General features: G+C 67.9%; 9 protein-coding genes. 8 read left to right on the top strand and 1 reads right to left on the bottom strand.

Features of this window, described 5'->3' with window-relative positions; all coding sequences use genetic code 11:
- Positions 1-408: 408 nt before the first annotated feature.
- The 8 genes from NH2_RS09325 to NH2_RS29490 are packed head-to-tail and all read left to right on the top strand — an operon-like array spanning position 409 to position 16,382.
- Positions 409-8,850, top strand: a complete 8,442-nt coding sequence (locus tag NH2_RS09325; RefSeq protein ID WP_084505364.1) for a type I polyketide synthase — start codon at positions 409-411, stop codon at positions 8,848-8,850.
- 21 nt (positions 8,851-8,871) lie between these two features.
- Positions 8,872-10,398, top strand: coding sequence for an NAD(P)/FAD-dependent oxidoreductase (locus NH2_RS09320; RefSeq protein ID WP_084505363.1), 1,527 nt, complete (start codon positions 8,872-8,874; stop codon positions 10,396-10,398).
- A gap of 26 nt (positions 10,399-10,424) precedes the next feature.
- Positions 10,425-11,321 carry an SDR family oxidoreductase gene (locus NH2_RS09315; RefSeq protein ID WP_067651248.1) on the top strand — a complete coding sequence of 299 codons (897 nt, stop codon included), beginning with the start codon at positions 10,425-10,427 and terminating at the stop codon, positions 11,319-11,321.
- A gap of 1 nt (position 11,322) precedes the next feature.
- Complete coding sequence (locus NH2_RS09310) at positions 11,323-13,095, top strand: AMP-binding protein (RefSeq protein ID WP_067651245.1); 1,773 nt, start codon at positions 11,323-11,325, stop codon at positions 13,093-13,095.
- Positions 13,076-13,873 (top strand): alpha/beta fold hydrolase, encoded by a 798-nt coding sequence (locus tag NH2_RS09305; protein ID WP_067651242.1) that lies wholly within the window; start codon positions 13,076-13,078, stop codon positions 13,871-13,873. The genes NH2_RS09310 and NH2_RS09305 overlap by 20 nt, the downstream gene beginning before the upstream one ends.
- Positions 13,863-14,339 (top strand): PaaI family thioesterase, encoded by a 477-nt coding sequence (locus NH2_RS09300; RefSeq protein WP_067651239.1) that lies wholly within the window; start codon positions 13,863-13,865, stop codon positions 14,337-14,339. The genes NH2_RS09305 and NH2_RS09300 overlap by 11 nt, the downstream gene beginning before the upstream one ends.
- 25 nt (positions 14,340-14,364) lie before the next feature.
- A complete protein-coding gene (locus tag NH2_RS09295; protein WP_067651236.1) occupies positions 14,365-15,729 on the top strand; it encodes a cation:proton antiporter in 1,365 nt (454 codons plus the stop codon).
- Complete coding sequence (locus NH2_RS29490; protein ID WP_067651233.1) at positions 15,726-16,382, top strand: LuxR family transcriptional regulator; 657 nt, start codon at positions 15,726-15,728, stop codon at positions 16,380-16,382. Before NH2_RS09295 ends, NH2_RS29490 begins: the two co-directional genes overlap by 4 nt.
- Before the next feature lie 14 nt (positions 16,383-16,396).
- Here the strand turns inward: NH2_RS29490 and NH2_RS09285 are convergent, their stop codons facing one another.
- Positions 16,397-17,260, bottom strand: coding sequence for a P1 family peptidase (locus tag NH2_RS09285; RefSeq protein WP_067651230.1), 864 nt, complete (start codon positions 17,258-17,260; stop codon positions 16,397-16,399).
- Positions 17,261-17,444: the final 184 nt, after the last annotated feature.

Here is a 17,444-nt window from a genome sequence, read left to right as displayed (position 1 = left end):
CATGATAGCACTCGGCAGTGCAGAGCTGTTCACCATGCTCATATGACGCGTCATAACCCTCAGCTTCCCTTGTGCTCGATGGGTGAGCGTGTGCCTGGTGACCGGGGGGCTCTCTGCCGCTCAGGGTCCGGTTTGTGCGCAATTCGGTACGGTGATGCGCAGTAATGCACAGTAATGCATTGACATGTGTAGAACTGGTCGATAGTTTCGGACCAGAGCGTGGATCCGAAGACCAGGCACAACGGGGCACGGACCCGGGGACATTCAACGTCGATGAACAGCCCGCTCGAAACAGTCCCGTTCTCGGGGCGACCGCAGTAGTTACCCACACCGCCGGCTGCGTCGGCGACCGGTGATCGGTCGCCGTCACACGGCCGGCCGGCGTGGATTCGACACGAAGGTAATGCGATGGACTCTGTTGCCAGCTCCACGATCGAAGCCACTCCGGAAACCCACGAGGGTATCGCCGTCGTCGGCATCGGATGTCGCTTCCCGGGTCACGTCCGCGATGTCGACGACTACTGGCGTCTGTTACTCGATGAGAGAGACGCCGTCCGAGCAGTTCCGGAGGACCGCTGGTCCAGTTCCGCGTTCTACGACCGGGACGCGAACCGCCCCGGTCACCTCCGAGTGGGATCGGGAGGCTACCTCGACGACGTCGCCTCGTTCGACGCGCACTTCTTCGGCATCACGCCGCACGAGGCTGCCCGGATCGACCCCCAGCAGCGGCTCTTCCTGGAGACCACCTGGGAGGCACTGCAGGATGCCGGCATCGTCCCGGACCGGCTCGCCGGTACGAAAACCGCTGTCTACGCCGGAGTCTCCGGTCACGACTACGGCATCATCCAGTTGAACCCGGACAACCGCTACCTGATCGGTGGCCACACGATGACCGGTATCACGAACTGCATCGTGGCCAATCGAGTGTCCTACCTGCTCGACCTGCGCGGGCCGAGCATGACAGTGGACACGGCATGTTCGTCGTCCCTGATCGCCATCCATCTCGCCTGCCGCAGTCTCCGCTCCGGTGAGGCCACGATGGCGCTGGTCGGCGGGGTCAGCACGCTGCTGCTGCCGGAAGCGACGATCGGGTTCAGCCAGGGCACCTTCCTCGCGCCGGACGGTCGGTGCAAGTCGTTCAGCGAGGCCGGTGACGGCTATGTCCGCAGCGAGGGGTCCGGCACGATCGTGCTGAAGCCGCTCTCCGCCGCGCTCGCCGACGGTGACCGGGTATACGCGGTCATCAGGGGCAGCGCGACGAATCAGGACGGCCGCACGAACGGCATCTCGGTACCCAGCGAGGATGCGCAGGCGCAGATGATTGCGGACGCCTGCCGCGACGCGGGGGTCGAGCCCGCCGATATCGGCTATGTGGAGGCGCACGGCACCGGCACCGCGGTCGGAGATCCGATCGAGGCCAGGGCGCTCGGGAAGGCGCTGTCGCCGGGGCGGAACGGTAACGGCGCGTGTCTCGTCGGCGCGGTCAAGTCGAACCTGGGGCACCTCGAATCGGCTGCCGGTATCGCCGGAATCATCAAGGCGTGCCTGGTGCTGCGCCATGGCGAGATTCCCGCCAATTTACATGCGGAGGCTCCCAATTCCACCATCCCGTTCGATGAGCTCGGGCTCCGGCTCGCGCAGGAGCGGCAGCCGTGGCCGGCCGGTCGGCCACGGCTGGCCGGCGTGAACTCGTTCGGTTTCGGCGGCTCGAATGCCCATGTGGTGCTGGCGGGGCCGCCCGAGCGGGAGACCGCGGCCGAGGTGGCGGGACCGAACGCGTCCGATTCCGGGCAGCCGGCCCTGTTCACGCTGAGCGCGAAGACGAAGGACGCGCTGCGCGCGTACGCGGGAAGCTTCGCCGACTTCCTCGATCGCCGCGACACCACGACCCCCCTGCCCGCCATCGCCGCCACCCAGGCCCGATGCCGCTCGCACTACGAGCACCGGCTCGCGATGCCGGCCACGAGCGCGGGCGAGTTGCGCGATGCGCTGCGCGACGTCGCCCGCGGCTCGGCGCCCGACGCGGTCAGCAGCGGCGTCGCTGCCGCCCCGCCGAGTATCGCCTTCGTCTTCTCCGGCCAGGGCCCGCAGTGGTGGGGGATGGCCAGGGACCTGTTCGACAAGAACGCGGTATTCCGGAGCACCGTCGAACGGGTCGACACCGAGCTGCGCAAGTACGCCGATTGGGTCCTGGTCGACGAACTCCGCCGTGACGAGGCGGATAGCCGAATCGGGGAGACCTACATCGCGCAGCCCGCGGTCTTCGCCGTGCAACTCGGCTTGGCGACGCTGTGGCAGAGCTGGGGCATCGTTCCCGCCGCGGTCGTCGGCCACAGCATCGGCGAGGTGGCCGCGGCGTGCGTGTCCGGTGCGCTGTCCTTCGAAGACGCAGTGCGGGTCATCTTCCATCGGAGCCGGGTCCAGCAGCGGGCCTCCGGCAAGGGCAGGATGCTCGCTGTCGGGCTGCCGCCGGAACAGGCCGAGGTCCGGATCGCCGGGTACCGCGGCCGGGTCTGTGTCGCGGCCGTCAACGGACCCGAATCGGTCGCGCTGGCGGGCGACCCCGACGCGCTGAGCGAGATCGAACGGGAACTGGAGCTGGACCGGGTGTTCTGCCGCATGCTCCAGGTCAGCGTGGCGTTTCACAGCCACCACATGGATCCGCTGCGGGACGAACTGCTCTCCTTGCTGGAGGGGTTGACCTCCGGCCCCGCGATGATCCCGATGTACTCCACGGTGACCGGCGCGATCGTCACCGAGGGCGCTCTCGACGCCGAGTACTGGTGGCGCAATGTCCGCGAGCCGGTGCTTTTCGCGCCCACCATCGATCGGCTGATCCAGGACGGGCACCGTGCCTTCGTCGAGCTCGGTCCGCACCCCATCCACGGCAATGCGATCACCGAACTGCTCGGCACGCGCCGGGCCGACGGCGTGGTCGTCGCCTCGCTGCGGCGCAAAAAGAACGATGACGAGACGCTGTTGAACTCGTTGGCGGCCCTGTACGTCGCGGGTTCGGAGCCGCGGTGGGACGGCCTCTTCGGCGACGTCCGCACCCGCGCCGACCTCCCCTTCTACCCGTGGCAGCGGGAGGCGTACTGGCTCGAGGCGCCGTCGTCGCGGGAACGCCGGTTCCCCCCGCCACGGCATCCGCTCGTCGGCACCGAGAGCCACGCGGCAGACGAACCGGGCAAGTATGTGTGGGAAGTGGTGCTGGATCCGGTCCGGTACCCCTGGCTCGACGACCATCGGGTGCAGGGCCCCATCGTCTTCCCCGGCGCCGGCTACCTCGACATGGTTCTCGGGTGCGCGGAGAGTGCCTTCGGAAGTGGGGCCTACTCGCTGGAGAATGTGGAATTCCGCCGTGCGCTCTTCGTTTTCGACGATCGTCCGGCCCCGGTCGTGCAGGTCGTGCTGACGCCTGCGCTGCACTACTCGGTGTACAGCAGGCAGGACGGCGACACCGAGTGGACGCTGCATTCAGTGGGGTCTGTGCGCCGGGACCCGCCCGCCGCACAGCTTCCGGTGCCCTTCGCCGCGCTCGAGGCGGAATGTACCACCGTGGTCGATCCGGCCGGTCTCTACGCCAAACTGCGCAACAACGGCCTCTTGCTCGGCCCGACGTTCAAGGCGATCACGCGGCTCGCGCACGACGACCTGAAGTCGCTGGGCCGGATCGACACCCCCGGCGCTTTGGCCGATGAAGCGCCCCGGCACATGATCCACCCTGCGGTGCTCGACTCGTGCTTCCAGTCGCTGTCGATCGCGATGGGCAATGACACGAACAGCGATGCCAAGACGCTCTACCTGCCGGTCGAGGTCAAGCGGCTCAGTTTCCACGCGAAGGCGACTGGGCGGGTGCATTGCTACGGGCGAGCGCGGGTGAGCGACGATCCGCTGTACTGCGAGGGTGATCTGTGGATCGTCGCCGAGGACGGCACGGTCGTGGCAGAACTCGAGGGCTTTGTCGGCAAATCGATCACCCAGAGCGCCGACGAGAGCGACACGCTGCTGCAGTGGTTCTACGAATACCGCTGGCAGCCGGCCCCGGTGCGCACCAGGACCCGGATTCCGGCCAGCTTCCTGCCGCCGGAGGCGGAACTGGACGCCGCCGTCGAGCCGTTGCTGGACGAGCTGCGGAACTGGCCGGTCAACCGGGACTACCACGCCGTGACCGAGATCGAGATGAACCGGCTCTGCATCGCGTATGTGACCGAGGCGTTCCACGAACTGGGCATGCGCTTCGTCGTGGGCCGCCGCTTCACCACCGACGAGATCGCGCGCGAGATGCGGGTGCACGACAAGCACCGCCGCTACCTCGGCCGGCTGCTGGAACTGCTCGCGCTGCACGGCATCACCGAATCCGATGGGGAGCTCTGGCAACTGAGGATCGTGCCCGACCGGGTCGACACCGCGCAGCTGCTGGCGCGGCTGCGTGCGCAGCACCCGGAGTGCGAATCCGAGTATGCGGTGCTGGAACGCTGCGGTGCCGGGCAGGCCGCGGTGCTGCGCGACGAGGTCAACCCGATCGAGCTGATCTTCCCGGAGCACGAGTTCCAGACGGTCGCCGACCTCTACGGCCCGTCCTTCTCCTTCGGCAAGTGCAATCGGATCGTGCGCCGGGTGGTGGCCGAATGCGTGCGCGAACTGCCCGCCGACCGGCCGATCCGGCTACTGGAAATCGGCGCAGGCACCGGCGGTACTACCGGCTACGTGCTTCCCGAGTTGCCCGAGGACCGTGCCGAGTACGTGTACTCCGACGTCACGCAGCTGTTCCTCGCCAAGGCGCGGCAGCGGTTCGGCGATTTCGGCTTCGTCGACTACCGGATCCTCGATATCGAGGCCGATATCGAGGCCCAGGGTTTCGACCCGCACTACTTCGACATCGTCATAGCCTCGAACGTCCTGCACGCCACCGAGAGCCTGAACGCCACCCTCGCCAATGTGCAGCGGCTGATGACGGCACAGGGAATGTTGCTGATCGTCGAGGCGACGGTGCCCCCGCACTGGGTGGACCTCACCTTCGGCATGACCGAGGGCTGGTGGAAGTTCGCCGACCACGAGCTGCGCCCGTCCTACCCACTCATGTCCGAGGAGACCTGGCGGCGGTACCTACCGACCGCCGGATTCGACCGGGTCGGGATCTTCTCGGACATGTCGACCTCGGAGGAGTCCGGCAACTCGGTGATCGTGGCACGAACACCCGTCATCGACCTGGAGCCACACCAGCCAAGGGTCGAGCCGGGTCCCTGGGTCGTGCTCGCCGATCTCGACGATGTCGCCGGGCGGTTCCTGAGCCGGCTCGGTGAGGCAGGCGCCGGTAGCGTGCTGGTCACCAGAGGAGAGGCGTTCGAGCAGCTGGATGAGCGAACCTTCCGCGCCGACCCCACCAGCGCCGGCCAGCTACGCCAGGTGCTGGAGCGGGTACGGGACGCAGCGGGCGGGGTCGCCGGAGTGCTGCACCTGTGGAACCTGGACTTCGCCGCGGCGGAGCTCACCACCGAGCTGCTGCCCGCGGTCGAGGGCGACGGCGCCTACAGCCTGATCGCGCTGCTCCAGGCGGTCGAGGAGCTGGACTTGGCCACCGCACCACGGTTCTGGATAGGAACCTCCGGGGCGCACGTCATCGACCCCGCCGAGCGGATCAGGCCGGGCCAGGTTCCCGGCTGGGGCATCCTCCGGGTGCTGCTGAGTGAACGCAGCAGCCTCCGTGCCAAGATCATCGACTTCGATCCGGCCGCGGATCCCGATGCTCGCGCCGATCAGCTCGTGGCCGAACTCCTGCACGTCCGCACAGCGGAGGAGGAGGTTGCATTCCGTGGCGACACCCGCTACACCGATCGCCTCGAACACGTTTCGCTCGCCGAGTTCGAAGCCTCGGTCGCGGTCCGGTCGCGGGAGCCAGAGACGCCGTTCGCCCTGGCAGTCCCCGCGGAACCCGGACTCGAGCAGCTCCGGTACGAGCAGCTGACCCCGCAGGCACCCGGGGTGGGCGAAATCGCCCTGCGACCGTTGGCTACCGGCCTGAACTTCCGCGACATCATGCTCGCGCTCGGCGTGCTCTCCGAGGGCGCGACCCTCGGCGGACTGTACGAGCGCACGCTCGGTGTGGAGTGCGCCGGGGTGGTGACCGCGGTCGGCGACGGCGTCACCGGGTTCGCGCCCGGTGATCACGTCGTCGCCTTCGCCCGGGGATGCTTCGGCTCGCAGGTCATCGCCGATGCCGAGCGGGTCTTCCCGATGCCGCCGAACGTCACCACCACCGAAGCGGCGACCCTGCCGATGGCCTACCTGACAGCGTGGTACGCGCTGGTCGATGTGGGCCGGCTGCGGGCTGGTGAGCGGGTCCTCGTGCATGCTGCCGCAGGTGGCGTCGGGCTCGCCGCCGTGCACATCGCGCACGCGCTCGGGGCGTCCGTCGTCGCCACAGCGGGCAACGACGAGAAGCGCGCGTACCTGCGCGGGCTCGGCGTCGACGAGGTGTATGACTCCCGGTCGACCTCCTTCGCGGACGAGATCCGGAACCGCCACGACGGCGTCGACCTCGTCCTCAATTCCCTGCAGGGCGAGACCATCCCGAAGAGCCTGGAGCTGCTGCGGCCCCGAGGACGGTTCCTGGAGATCGGCAAGAAGGACATCTACGACAACTACAAGCTTGGCCTCAAGCCGTTCGGCAACAACCTGAGTTACGCGGCGATCGATATAGACCGACTCCTGCTGGAGGACGCGGCGCTGTGCGCCGAGGCGCTCGGCCAGGTGCTCGAGCGGGTCGCTTCGGGTGTCCTCCCGCCGTTGCCGCACACCGGCTTCGCCGCCACGGAGGTGGAATCCGCCTTTCGCTATATGGCCTCGGCCAAGCAGATCGGCAAGGTAGTCGTCGAATTCGAGCCGGAGGTCGATGTACTCGTTTACCCGGCCGCGGGCGGCACCGAGAAACTGGAGGCTGCGGGCACCTACCTGGTGACCGGCGGGTACAGCGGTTTCGGGTTACGCACGGCGCAGTGGCTGGTGGAAAGCGGCGTTGGCACCGTGGTGCTGGTAGGCAGGCGGGGGCAGATCGACGCGGAGAACGAGGGGCCGATCGCGGCCATGCGCGAACAGGGCGCAACCGTGGTGCTCGAACGGGCCGATGTCGCGGTCGAATCCGAGGTCGCCGCGCTCATCGAGCGACTTTCCGCGCTGCCTCCGCTGAAGGGGATCTTCCACGCGGCGATGGTGCTGGACGACGTGCCACTGACGACGATGACCGAGGAACAGTTCCTGCGAGCGGTGCGCCCGAAGGTGGACGGAGCCTGGCATCTGCACAATCACACCCTGGCACTCGACCTGGACGCCTTCGTCATGTACTCGTCGATGACCTGGAACGTGGGCACGCCGGGGCAGGCGAACTACGCCGCCGCGAACGGCTTCCTGGAAGCGCTGTCCACCTATCGTCGGGAGCGCGGGCTGCCCGCGCTCACCATCAACTGGGGCGCCATCGACGAGGTGGGCTTCGTCGCACGGAACAAGCTCGACACCCTCGCCCGTCTGGGCTGGACGGCGATCTCGCCGGCCAACGCACTCGCCTTTGTGGGGCGATGCCTGACGCAGGGCGTCGGCCGGGCGAGTGTCTTCGGCGTGAACTGGGCCAAGATGAGCCAGGTCATGCCGATCCTGCGCAGCTCGCCGCGGCTCACGCACCTGGGCGCGGAGGACACCGTCGACGGCTCCGGCGTGGCGGGCACCGAGGGGCTGCGCGCCGAACTTCTCGACCTTCCCGAGGAGGCCAGGGAGCCGCGGCTGGTGCTGGCGCTTGCGCGGCAGATCTCCCGGATCTTCGACACACCGGTCGAACGGCTGGCGCTCGACGTCTCGCTGACCGACCAGGGGATGGACTCGCTGATGGCGGGGCAGATCCGCAACGCGCTGTCGAAGCATCTGGAGATCGACTTCCCGACCATGGGCCTGATGCGCGGCCCGACGATCACCGAGCTCGCTACCGAGGTATTGGCCCTGGTGAGTGGCGACACGGCGGGGGTGGCCGCGCCCGCGATGGCCATCACCGGTCCGGAGCAGTGGATCAGGAGCATGTGTGGCCGTTCGGACACCGCCACCATGCGGGTGTTCGCGCTGCCCTTCGTCGGCGGTGGTGCGTCGGTATTCGCGTCGTGGCCGAACCACCTGCCGGACACGGTCGAAGTGATGGGGATCCAGTATCCCGGCCGAGAGGATCGGATCGGCGAGACGCCGATCGCGTCGATTCCGGCGCTCGTCGCCGAGTTGGCCGACGCCATGCTGCCCTACCTCGACCGCTCCTTCGCGATCTACGGGCACAGCATGGGCGGGCTGCTCGCCTACGAGCTCACCAAGTTCCTCGAGCAGCAGTACGCCGAGGTGCCGATGAAGCTCGTGATCGCCGGCTGGCCCGCACCATCGCTGGTCGAGGAATACGTGCGGAACCTGAAGCACATCCGCGACGGCTTCGACCTGAACGCCGAATCGGACGCCAGAATTATGGAGGTGCTGCGTGACAACGGGCTGTTCACCACAGCGCTCGACGACGACGCTGCGGTCGGACCGCTGATGCCGTCGATCCGCGCCGATCTGACGATGCTCGGTGACTACCGCTTCGAGCACGGCGTCGCGCTGCGCGCGCCGATCACCGTGCTGCACGGAACGGAGGATCCGCTCTTCGACGCCGCGCAACTCGCGGCTTGGGAGCAGCTCACCATCGGACGGTTCACCCGCTCCGAGGTCCGCGGTGACCACCTGTTCATCCGCAACCCGGACACACACATCATGCGGACTATCGCGAGCGAACTGTCTGCCGAAGACCTGTACCCGATGTTCATGGGCCTGGCTAGCGGGCACTGATCGGCTGGAACGGAGACGACCATGAAGACGGCCGAACGATATGACGTGGTGGTGTGCGGCGGGGGCCTTGCCGGGCTGACGCTGGCCCGCCAACTCAAGCGGACGATGCCGGATCTCACCGTGCTGGTGCTGGAGCGATCGGGTGGCGAGATCGCCGAGGGTGCGCACAAGGTCGGTGAGGCGACCGTCGAGGGAGGTGCGCACTACTTCACCGAACAGCTGGGTCTCACCGGGTACTTCAATAAGCGGCACCTGCACAAGCTCGGGCTGCGGTTGTTCTTCGGCGACCCGCAGGGGCCGTTCGAGGAGCGGCCCGAGTTGGGCGCGCGCCGGTTCCCGCGGGTGCCGTCCTACCAGGTCGATCGCGGAATCTTCGAGCGGGATCTGCGGCAGGGCATGGGTGAGCTCGGGGTGGATCTGGTCGAGCAGGCCAAGGTGCTCGCGGTGGATCTCGGCGCCGACGACGCCGATCACGTGGTGCACGTCGAGGTCACGGGAGAGAGCGCCGAGCGGAAGGTACGGGCACGCTTCGTCGTCGACGCATCCGGGCGGCACCGGCTGCTGCAGCGCAAGCTCGGGGTGGGTGCCGCCAGCCCGCACAAGATCGGGGCGGCCTGGTGGCGCTTCCGCGGCGAGTACGACGTGGACAAAATGGCCGCCGCCACGAGCCCCACGTGGAAGCCGAAGACGCAGGAGCGGCGCTGGTTCTCCACCAATCACCTGATGGGGCCTGGGTACTGGGTGTGGATGATTCCGCTGTCCTCCGGCAATACCAGCATCGGCATCGTCGCCGACGAGCGTCCGCATCCGTTCCGGACGTACGGCACCCAGATCAAGGCGCGGCAATGGCTGTCCGAGCACGAACCGACGCTCGCCGCATTCGTCGAGGACGCCGAGCCGCTCGACTTCCTGACGATGAAGAACCTGAGTTACAGCTCCACCCAGGTGTTCTCGCACGAACGTTGGGCCTGCGTGGGCGAGGCGGCAGTTTTCCTCGACGCCTTTTACAGCCCTGGTTCGGATTACATCGCCTACACCAACACCATCGCCACCCGTATGGTGGAGCTCGACCGCAGGGGCCGGCTGACCGCCGAGGTGGCGGAGACCTACAACCGGCTATTGCTCGAGGATCTGTGGCCGAACTACCTCGCCATGTATCACGACAACTACGCGATCTTCGGTAACGCACCCGCGATGTTCACCAAGGTGCTGTGGGATACCTCGTTCTACTGGGCGCTGCCGTCGCAGCTGCTTTTCCGCGGGCTGCTCACGAGTCCTGACGCCGTCGCCGAGTTTCATCCCATCGCGACCCGCTACCACGGCATTCAGCAGCGTATGCAGGCCGCGCTGCGAACCTTCGGCACGCAGGCCGCGCAGCCGGAGAAGTACCTGTTCGTCGAGTACAGCAAGGTTCCGATCTGCGCGGAGTTGCATTTGGACCTGCTCACGGAGAAGAGCGCGGATCGCTGCTTCCGTGACATGCGGCGCAATGTCGACCGGCTGGAATCGTGGGCGGATTCATTCGAGCGCGAGATAGCCGGCGTGTAGGGCCGGCCCGGCCGACAGGAGGAATCGTGACGCGGTTCGAGGACCGGGTTGCCATCATCACCGGTGGCAGCCGGGGGATCGGCAAGGCACTGGCGCTGAAACTGTCCAGCAGTGGCGCGGCCGTGGTGATCGCGGCGAAGACCATGGAGGAAGGTGGCAGGCTGCCGGGCAGCGTGCCTGAGACGGTGCGCCAGATCGAGTCGCGGGGCGGCCGGGCGCTCGGTGTGCGGTGTGACGTCCGGGACGACGCCGATCTGCGCAACGTCGTCGACCGCACGGTGGAACGGTTCGGCCGGGTCGACATCCTGGTCAACAACGCCGGCGCGATGTGGATCCAGTCGGTCGAAGCGACCCCGCGGAAGCGATTCGACCTGGTGACGGACATCAACGCGCGGGCGCCGTTCCTGCTCGCGCACTACTGCCTTCCACACATGCTCGAGAACGGCTGGGGGCACATCGTCAACATGAGCCCGCCACTCGACCTCACGGTGCTTGAGCACGTGGCGGGCAAGGTGGCCTATATGGCGTCGAAGCTGCAGGCCACCTTGCTCACCCTCGGTCTGGCACACGAGCTGGCGGGTGCGGGGATTGCCTGCAACTCGATCTGGCCCCGGACGCTGATCAGGACAGCGGCCACGGAGAACCTCGGAATCGGCGACCCCGCGGACTGCCGGACCGAGGCCATCGTGGTGGACGCGACCATGGTCGTGCTGGAACAGGATCCGGCAACCTTCACCGGCAACGCGCTGGTCGACGACGAAATACTGTTGCGGATCAGAGGAATCGAGGACCTATCCGGGTATCGCGCGGTGCCTGGCCGGGAGCCGGTCCCGATGACCTGGGAACGCTGGGATCGGCTTGCCGAGGCGGCGCGGGAACGGTACTTCGCCGCGGTAGCGGCGGCCGATCCAGTGGAGGGCTGACGTGGTGACAGCGGTGGATCGCGCGCGCTCGTACGCGGTGCTCGTCCGCGGCCTGCTCGAAGGCCCCGGATCACACCGGACGCTGGCCGCCGAGCTCGAGCGGCGGAGCCGCAGCGATGGGACGCGCCCCTTCCTGCGCTATGCGGATCACGAATTCGATTACTTTGAAGCAGATCTCGCAGTCAACAGGGTGGCGCACGGCTATCTGGCCGCGGGGCTGAAGCAGGGCGACGTCCTCGCTCTACTCATGGAAAACCGGCCCGAGTTCATCTGGCACTACCTCGCCGCCGGGAAGCTCGGGATCGTGGTGGCCCTGGTCAATACGCGGGTCCGCGCGGACGGACTCGCGCACGCACTCACGGTGTGCGGGGCGACCCACCTGATCGTCGGATCGGAGTGCGTGCCCGCTCTGCTGGCCATCCGCGACCGGCTGCCGGAAGGGTTGCTGGATCGGACCCGGGTGGACGAGGACGACATCGCCCCGGCGCCGACGGGCACGGGGCTGCTGCGGTTCGTTCGGAGCGCTGAAGCCGCAGTCCCGCCCGGCACCGCAGCGCGCACCCTCGGGGAGACCGGCGCCTACATCTTCACCAGCGGAACGACCGGGCGTCCCAAGGCCGCCGTCATGAGCTACCAGCGGCTGACCAGCATCGGCCGGGTACTGGGTGCCCTTGCCTGGCAGTTCGAGCCCGGGGACGTAGTCTACAACTGCCTGCCGCTCTTCCACTCGAACGCACTGCTGATCGCGCTGTCCAGCGTGATCGCGCACGGGGCGACGCTGGCGCTGGGCCGGCGCTTCTCCGCACGCGGTTTCTGGCCGGACATCCACCGCTTCGAGGCCACCGGTTTCAACTACATCGGCGAGATGTGTCGCTACCTGGTGAGCAATCCGCCGAGCGACCGGGATCGGTCGCACCGGGTGCGGGTGATCGCGGGGCAGGGGCTGCAGGGTGACGTCTGGACTGCACTGCACGAGCGGTTCGCGATTCCGCGGATCGTCGAGATGTACGCCTCGACCGAGGGAAATATCGCGACGATCAATCTCGGCGGCGAGGTCGGGTCGGTCGGTAAGCTCCGGCTCGGCGCCGAGCTCGCCGAATGGGATTTCGAACGCGGTGACTTCGTCCGGGAGAACGGGCGGCTGGTGCGCCCCGCGCCGGGCAAAACCGGGGTACTGCTCGGGCCGATCCGGAAGCGGACACCCTTTGCCGGCTATCGGGATCCAGCGGCGACCCGTGCCAGGATCGTGACCGACGCCTTCCGGGTGGGCGACGCGATGTTCGACACCGGCGATCTGTTCCGGATCGATGCCGCGAAGAATTTATTCTTCGCCGATCGGGTGGGCGACAGTTTTCGCTGGAAGGGCGAGAATGTGTCCACGATCGAGGTGCAGGAGCAGCTCGTGCGCGTACCCGGGATCGCCGCGGCCTGTGTATACGGAGTCCCGGTACCCGGTCGGGAGGGGCGCGCCGGGATGGCAGCGGTCGTGCTGGAGGTGGGTACGCGGTTCGACGGGGCAGCCGTCGCCACGCATCTGGACGCGGTGTTGGCGCCCTACGCCCGACCGCTGTTCATCCGGCTGCGGTCCGCGCTGGACACGACGGCGACCTTGAAGCTGGCGAAGCTGGAACTCCAGCGCGCGGGCTTCGCCCCCGGGGCGGGTGAGCCGATCTACGTGCGGATCGAGGGGGAGGACGAATACCGGGAGCTCACGCCGGAGCGGTATGCGGCCATCGTCAGCGCAAGGAGTAGCCATGACCTCGATCGGACCTGACCACACCGCGGACCTGGTCGTCCGGAGATCCGGCACCGGACCCCCGGTGGTGTTGGTGCACGGCGGGTTCCCCGCCGAGCTGACCTGGGCACTGCAGGCCGAGCTCGAACAACGGTGGTCGCTGCTCGTGCCGAGCCGCCGCGGCTTCACCCCCAGCCCGGCCGCGGAGCGTCAGGACTTCCGCGCCGACACCGACGACCTGGTCGAGCTGATCGCCGCGGTGCCTGGCGGCGCGCACCTGGTCGGGTACTCCTATGGCGGGCTCGGCGCGTGCCTCGCCGCCGAGCGGCTGCCCCACCTCGTCCGGTCGCTGACCCTGATCGAGGTTCCGTTGTGGACGGTCGCCGAAGGAGACGAGCTGGTGCGGCAGATCGCCGAGCTGGCCGATCGGTTCGCGGCCAGCTCGGACGACGCGCAGGCCGAGCGTGACTTCTTCACGCTCGCCGGTGTCGACCCCGCGAAACTGGATGACGGAGAGGGCATCCGGCGGGCGATGGAGCTGGGCCGCAAGCTCCGGTCGCCGCGCGAGGCGGTGCCGCGCTTCCCGGTGCTCACCGCCGCGGGAATTCCGGCACTGGTCATCTCGGGCGAGCACAACCCGGCGCTCGAGCGGGTCTGCGACGCCCTCGCGAAGCAGCTCGATGCCGAGCGTGCCCGGCTGCCCGGTGCCGGGCACGCGGTGCCGAGAGCGCCCGGCTTCAACGTGCTGTTGGAGCGGTTTCTGACGTCCGCGGAACAGGTCCGCGGCAGAACACAGGGAGATACCGATGAGCGATGACGCAACCATTCGGGGCAACGACGCGGTGCTGGCGCACACGGTCGAACTGTTTCGCGAGTTCACCCCGCCCGGTATCGAACTCGAGCTGCCGCCGCCCTCGGCGAAGGCATTCGACCTGCGGTTCGTGGAGTACGTGCCGGGCCGATCACTGACCGCGACGGCGGCGGTGTCGAAACAGTTCGCGAACGCGGTAGGGCTGCTGCAGGGCGGCTTCCTCTCCGCGATGTTCGACAACCTGATCGGGCCGCTCAGCTACCTGACCGCGCGTGGACCGACCACGACCCTGGAGCTGACCACGCACTTCCTGCGCCCGGTATTCCCCGGCGAGCAGCTGCGGCTGCAAGCGGCAGTGCGCAAGGCGGGTTCGACCACCATCTTCATCGGGGCCGAAGCGCACAACGCCAAGGACAAGCTGGTGGCCACCGCGGTCTCCACCGTGCAGGTTCTGCCGAAACCGACGTCCTGATCCATCCCCGGGGGGAGCGTGTACAGTGCCAACGCCACTGCAGGTCACCACTCACTTTTTTCTGCAGGTCGCCGTCATTCTGGCGACCTACCGGCTGCTGTGGCCGCTGTTCCGGCGGCTCGGCCAGGTTCAGGTCGTGGCGATCATGGTCGCCGGATTCGTCCTGGGGCCGTCCCTGCTGGGTGCGGTGTGGCCGGGAGCCCAGGAATGGCTCTTCCCGGTTACGCTGACGATCGGCGGTGCCACCACTATGCACCCCAACCTGGCCGCGCTGTACGTCGTCGGCCAGCTGGGCCTGGTGCTGTACATGTTCCTGGTGGGGGCATCGTTCAAGCTCGACATCCTCCAGGCGCATCTGCGGCAGGCCGGGACGACGTCCGCGTTCGGGGTCCTCGTCCCGCTGGTGCTCGGCGGGATCTGCGGCTGGCTCATGGTGCCGGGGGGACGCTACTTCACCGAGCGGGTAGCGAACTGGCAGGGCGGATTGTTCATGGCCTCGGCCATCGCGATCACCGCCTTCCCGATGCTGGCGTGGATCGTCTACGACTCGGGGCTGCTGAACACCCGCCTCGGCACGATGTCACTGTCCTGCGCCGCCGTCGACGACGCCTGCTCCTGGGTGCTGCTCGCCACGGTCGTCGCGACCACCAAGAATTCGATGGGCGACATCGTGCTGACGGTGGGCGGTGGCGTCGGCTACGTGCTGTTCATGGCCTTCGCCGGGCGTCGCCTGCTGGCCCGGTTCGAAGCGCGCACCGTACTCAGGGAAAACTCGGAGCCGACGACCGGCGGCGTGCCGACCGCGTACCTGTGCGCGGTCCTGCTCGTGGTGCTCGTCGGAGCCTGGTTCACCGACTGGGTCGGGATCTATTCGGTGTTCGGCGCTTTCGTCGCCGGCACGGTGATGCCGCGCGGGCTGCTGCTGGACCAGATCCGAGAACGGTTCGAACCCATCGTGGCCTACCTGCTGCTGCCCGCGTTCTTCATCTACTCCGGGCTGAACACCGAGCTGAGCCTGCTCCTCGACGCCCCCATCCTGCTGATGACGCTGGTGGTGCTGACACTCTCGTTCGCGGGCAAGTTCGGGGCGATCGGCCTGGCCGCCCGGTGGCAGGGCATGAGCTGGCGGGAGGCTGGCGCCATGGGTGCGCTCGCCAATGCCCGCGGGCTGATGGAACTGATCCTGCTGAATGTGGGTGCCAACGCCAACCTGATCACCCCCGAGCTGTACACGATCTTGGCTCTGATGACCATCATCACCACCTTCCTCGCCACCCCGCTGCAGCGGATGTTCGAGCGGCAGGCCCGCAAAGCGGGCAAGGTCTTCAGTCCCGGTGGTGAGGAGCCCGAGCCGATCGCCGTAAGACTGAGCGCAGGTACCTCGACATGATCGGCCTCGACACCGGGCAGGCCACCCGCACGCTCCTGGTTGCCTCCGACTCTCCGTTCGCTCGCGGCGATTTCGAGAACACGGTCGCGGTACACGACCGCTTCGTGCTGGCAGGCACCTGCGCCTGGCGCGATGTCGTCGACCGGTCGGCGTGCCGCCGCCCCGACGCCGTCGTGCTCGACACCCCGGTAGCGCGGGCAGCCGAGCTGCCGGATGTCATCGACCGGCTTCGCGGCGGCAGGCACGTGCCGATGATCATGCTGTTCGCGACGAGCGACACCGGCACAGCGGCGATGCCGGTGGACGCGGTGCTGGCGGTGGGGCACGGCGCGGCCACGGCACTGGAAGTGCTGGATCTGCTGATGTCCGGGGCGGTGCTGGCCGTCGCCCCGCAGCGCCGCCGGACCGGCCGCGGCCGCCGAGCCGACAGCGCCGCTCAGCACCGTCTGTCGAATCTGACCGAGCGGGAGCGGGATGTGCTCCGGTTGATCGTAGACGGCTTGTCCAACCGGGAGGTCGGTTCGCGGCTGTTCCTGAGCCCCGATACCGTGAAGGAATACGTCAGCCGCATTCTCGCCAAGCTCGAGGTTACCAGCCGGATCGAGGCCGCAGTCGCCGCTGTCCGTGCGGAGTTCGGCAGCGGCGACTGCTGAGGGTTCGGTGCGTGCTATCCGGCGGCCAAGCCGACCGAGCGGATCGCCTCGGTCACCGTAGCCAGCGCCATCAAGCGCACTAGATCGACGTCGGCCTCGACGGAACCCGTTGCGGCGGTGATGAATCCGTCACCATCGAAGCGGGCATGCGGGGGTGTGACGGCACGAGCGAGCCCGTCATGCGCGCCCTGCGCGACGATGTGGCAGCCAACCTTGTCCAGCCGGGCATTGGTGACGACCGCGCCGATCGTGGTGTGCGTCCGGGCCGCCGGATCCAGCGAACCCAAGAGGGTGAACGGCTCCAGCGTGATCTCGGTGGACCCGTCATCGATGTCGCCGAAGGCATTCACGACGCAGATGGCGCCGACAACCAGGTCGTTCCAGCGCCGCTCGGCATAGCCGACCCCGCCGGGTACCCGCTCCGGGCCGCGCCACTGCGAGGTGTAAGCGCCGGTACCCGCGCCGACCCGGCCGGTGAGGTATTGGTCGCCGGTGGTAGCCTTGGCCGCCGCGTACCCGCTCTCGGCTGTCGGCCTGGCCGTCGGATCGCCCGCTGCCAGGTCGAACAGCGCCAGGGCCGGCACGATCGGGACATTGCCGCCTGGGGTGGGCACGCCGCGCCCGAGCTCCTCCAGGTAGCGCATGACCCCGTCGGCCGCGGCGAGGCCGAACGCCGAGCCGCCGGTCAGCACCACCGCGTCGACGAACGGGACCGTCTTGTCCGGTGCCAGCACATCCAGCTCGCGGCTCGCCGGTGCGCCGCCGCGGATCTCGCAGGACCCGATCGTGCCCGCCGGAAATATCAGGACTGTACATCCGGTTTCCCCGTCCGGATCGGACCAATGGCCGACCCGGATGTCCGGAATCCCTATTGTCATGCGCCACCTCGGCTCGTTCGAAAACTTCAGGGAATAGGCGTCGACAGAATCAATGCGGTCTTCACCCGCTCCGATTTTACGCCCGGAACGCCGCCCGGGACGGCACTTCTCGCATTGCCGATCATGCGGAAATTTTCTCCTCTTCGGTGGCGCTGTGGATCAGAAATTCAACCTCATCTGTATC

Source organism: Nocardia harenae NBRC 108248 (genome assembly GCF_001612885.1).
Taxonomy (GTDB): domain Bacteria; phylum Actinomycetota; class Actinomycetes; order Mycobacteriales; family Mycobacteriaceae; genus Nocardia; species Nocardia harenae.
The sequence above is the reverse complement of the archived record's forward strand: the minus strand, read 5'-3'. Positions and strand labels throughout refer to the sequence as shown.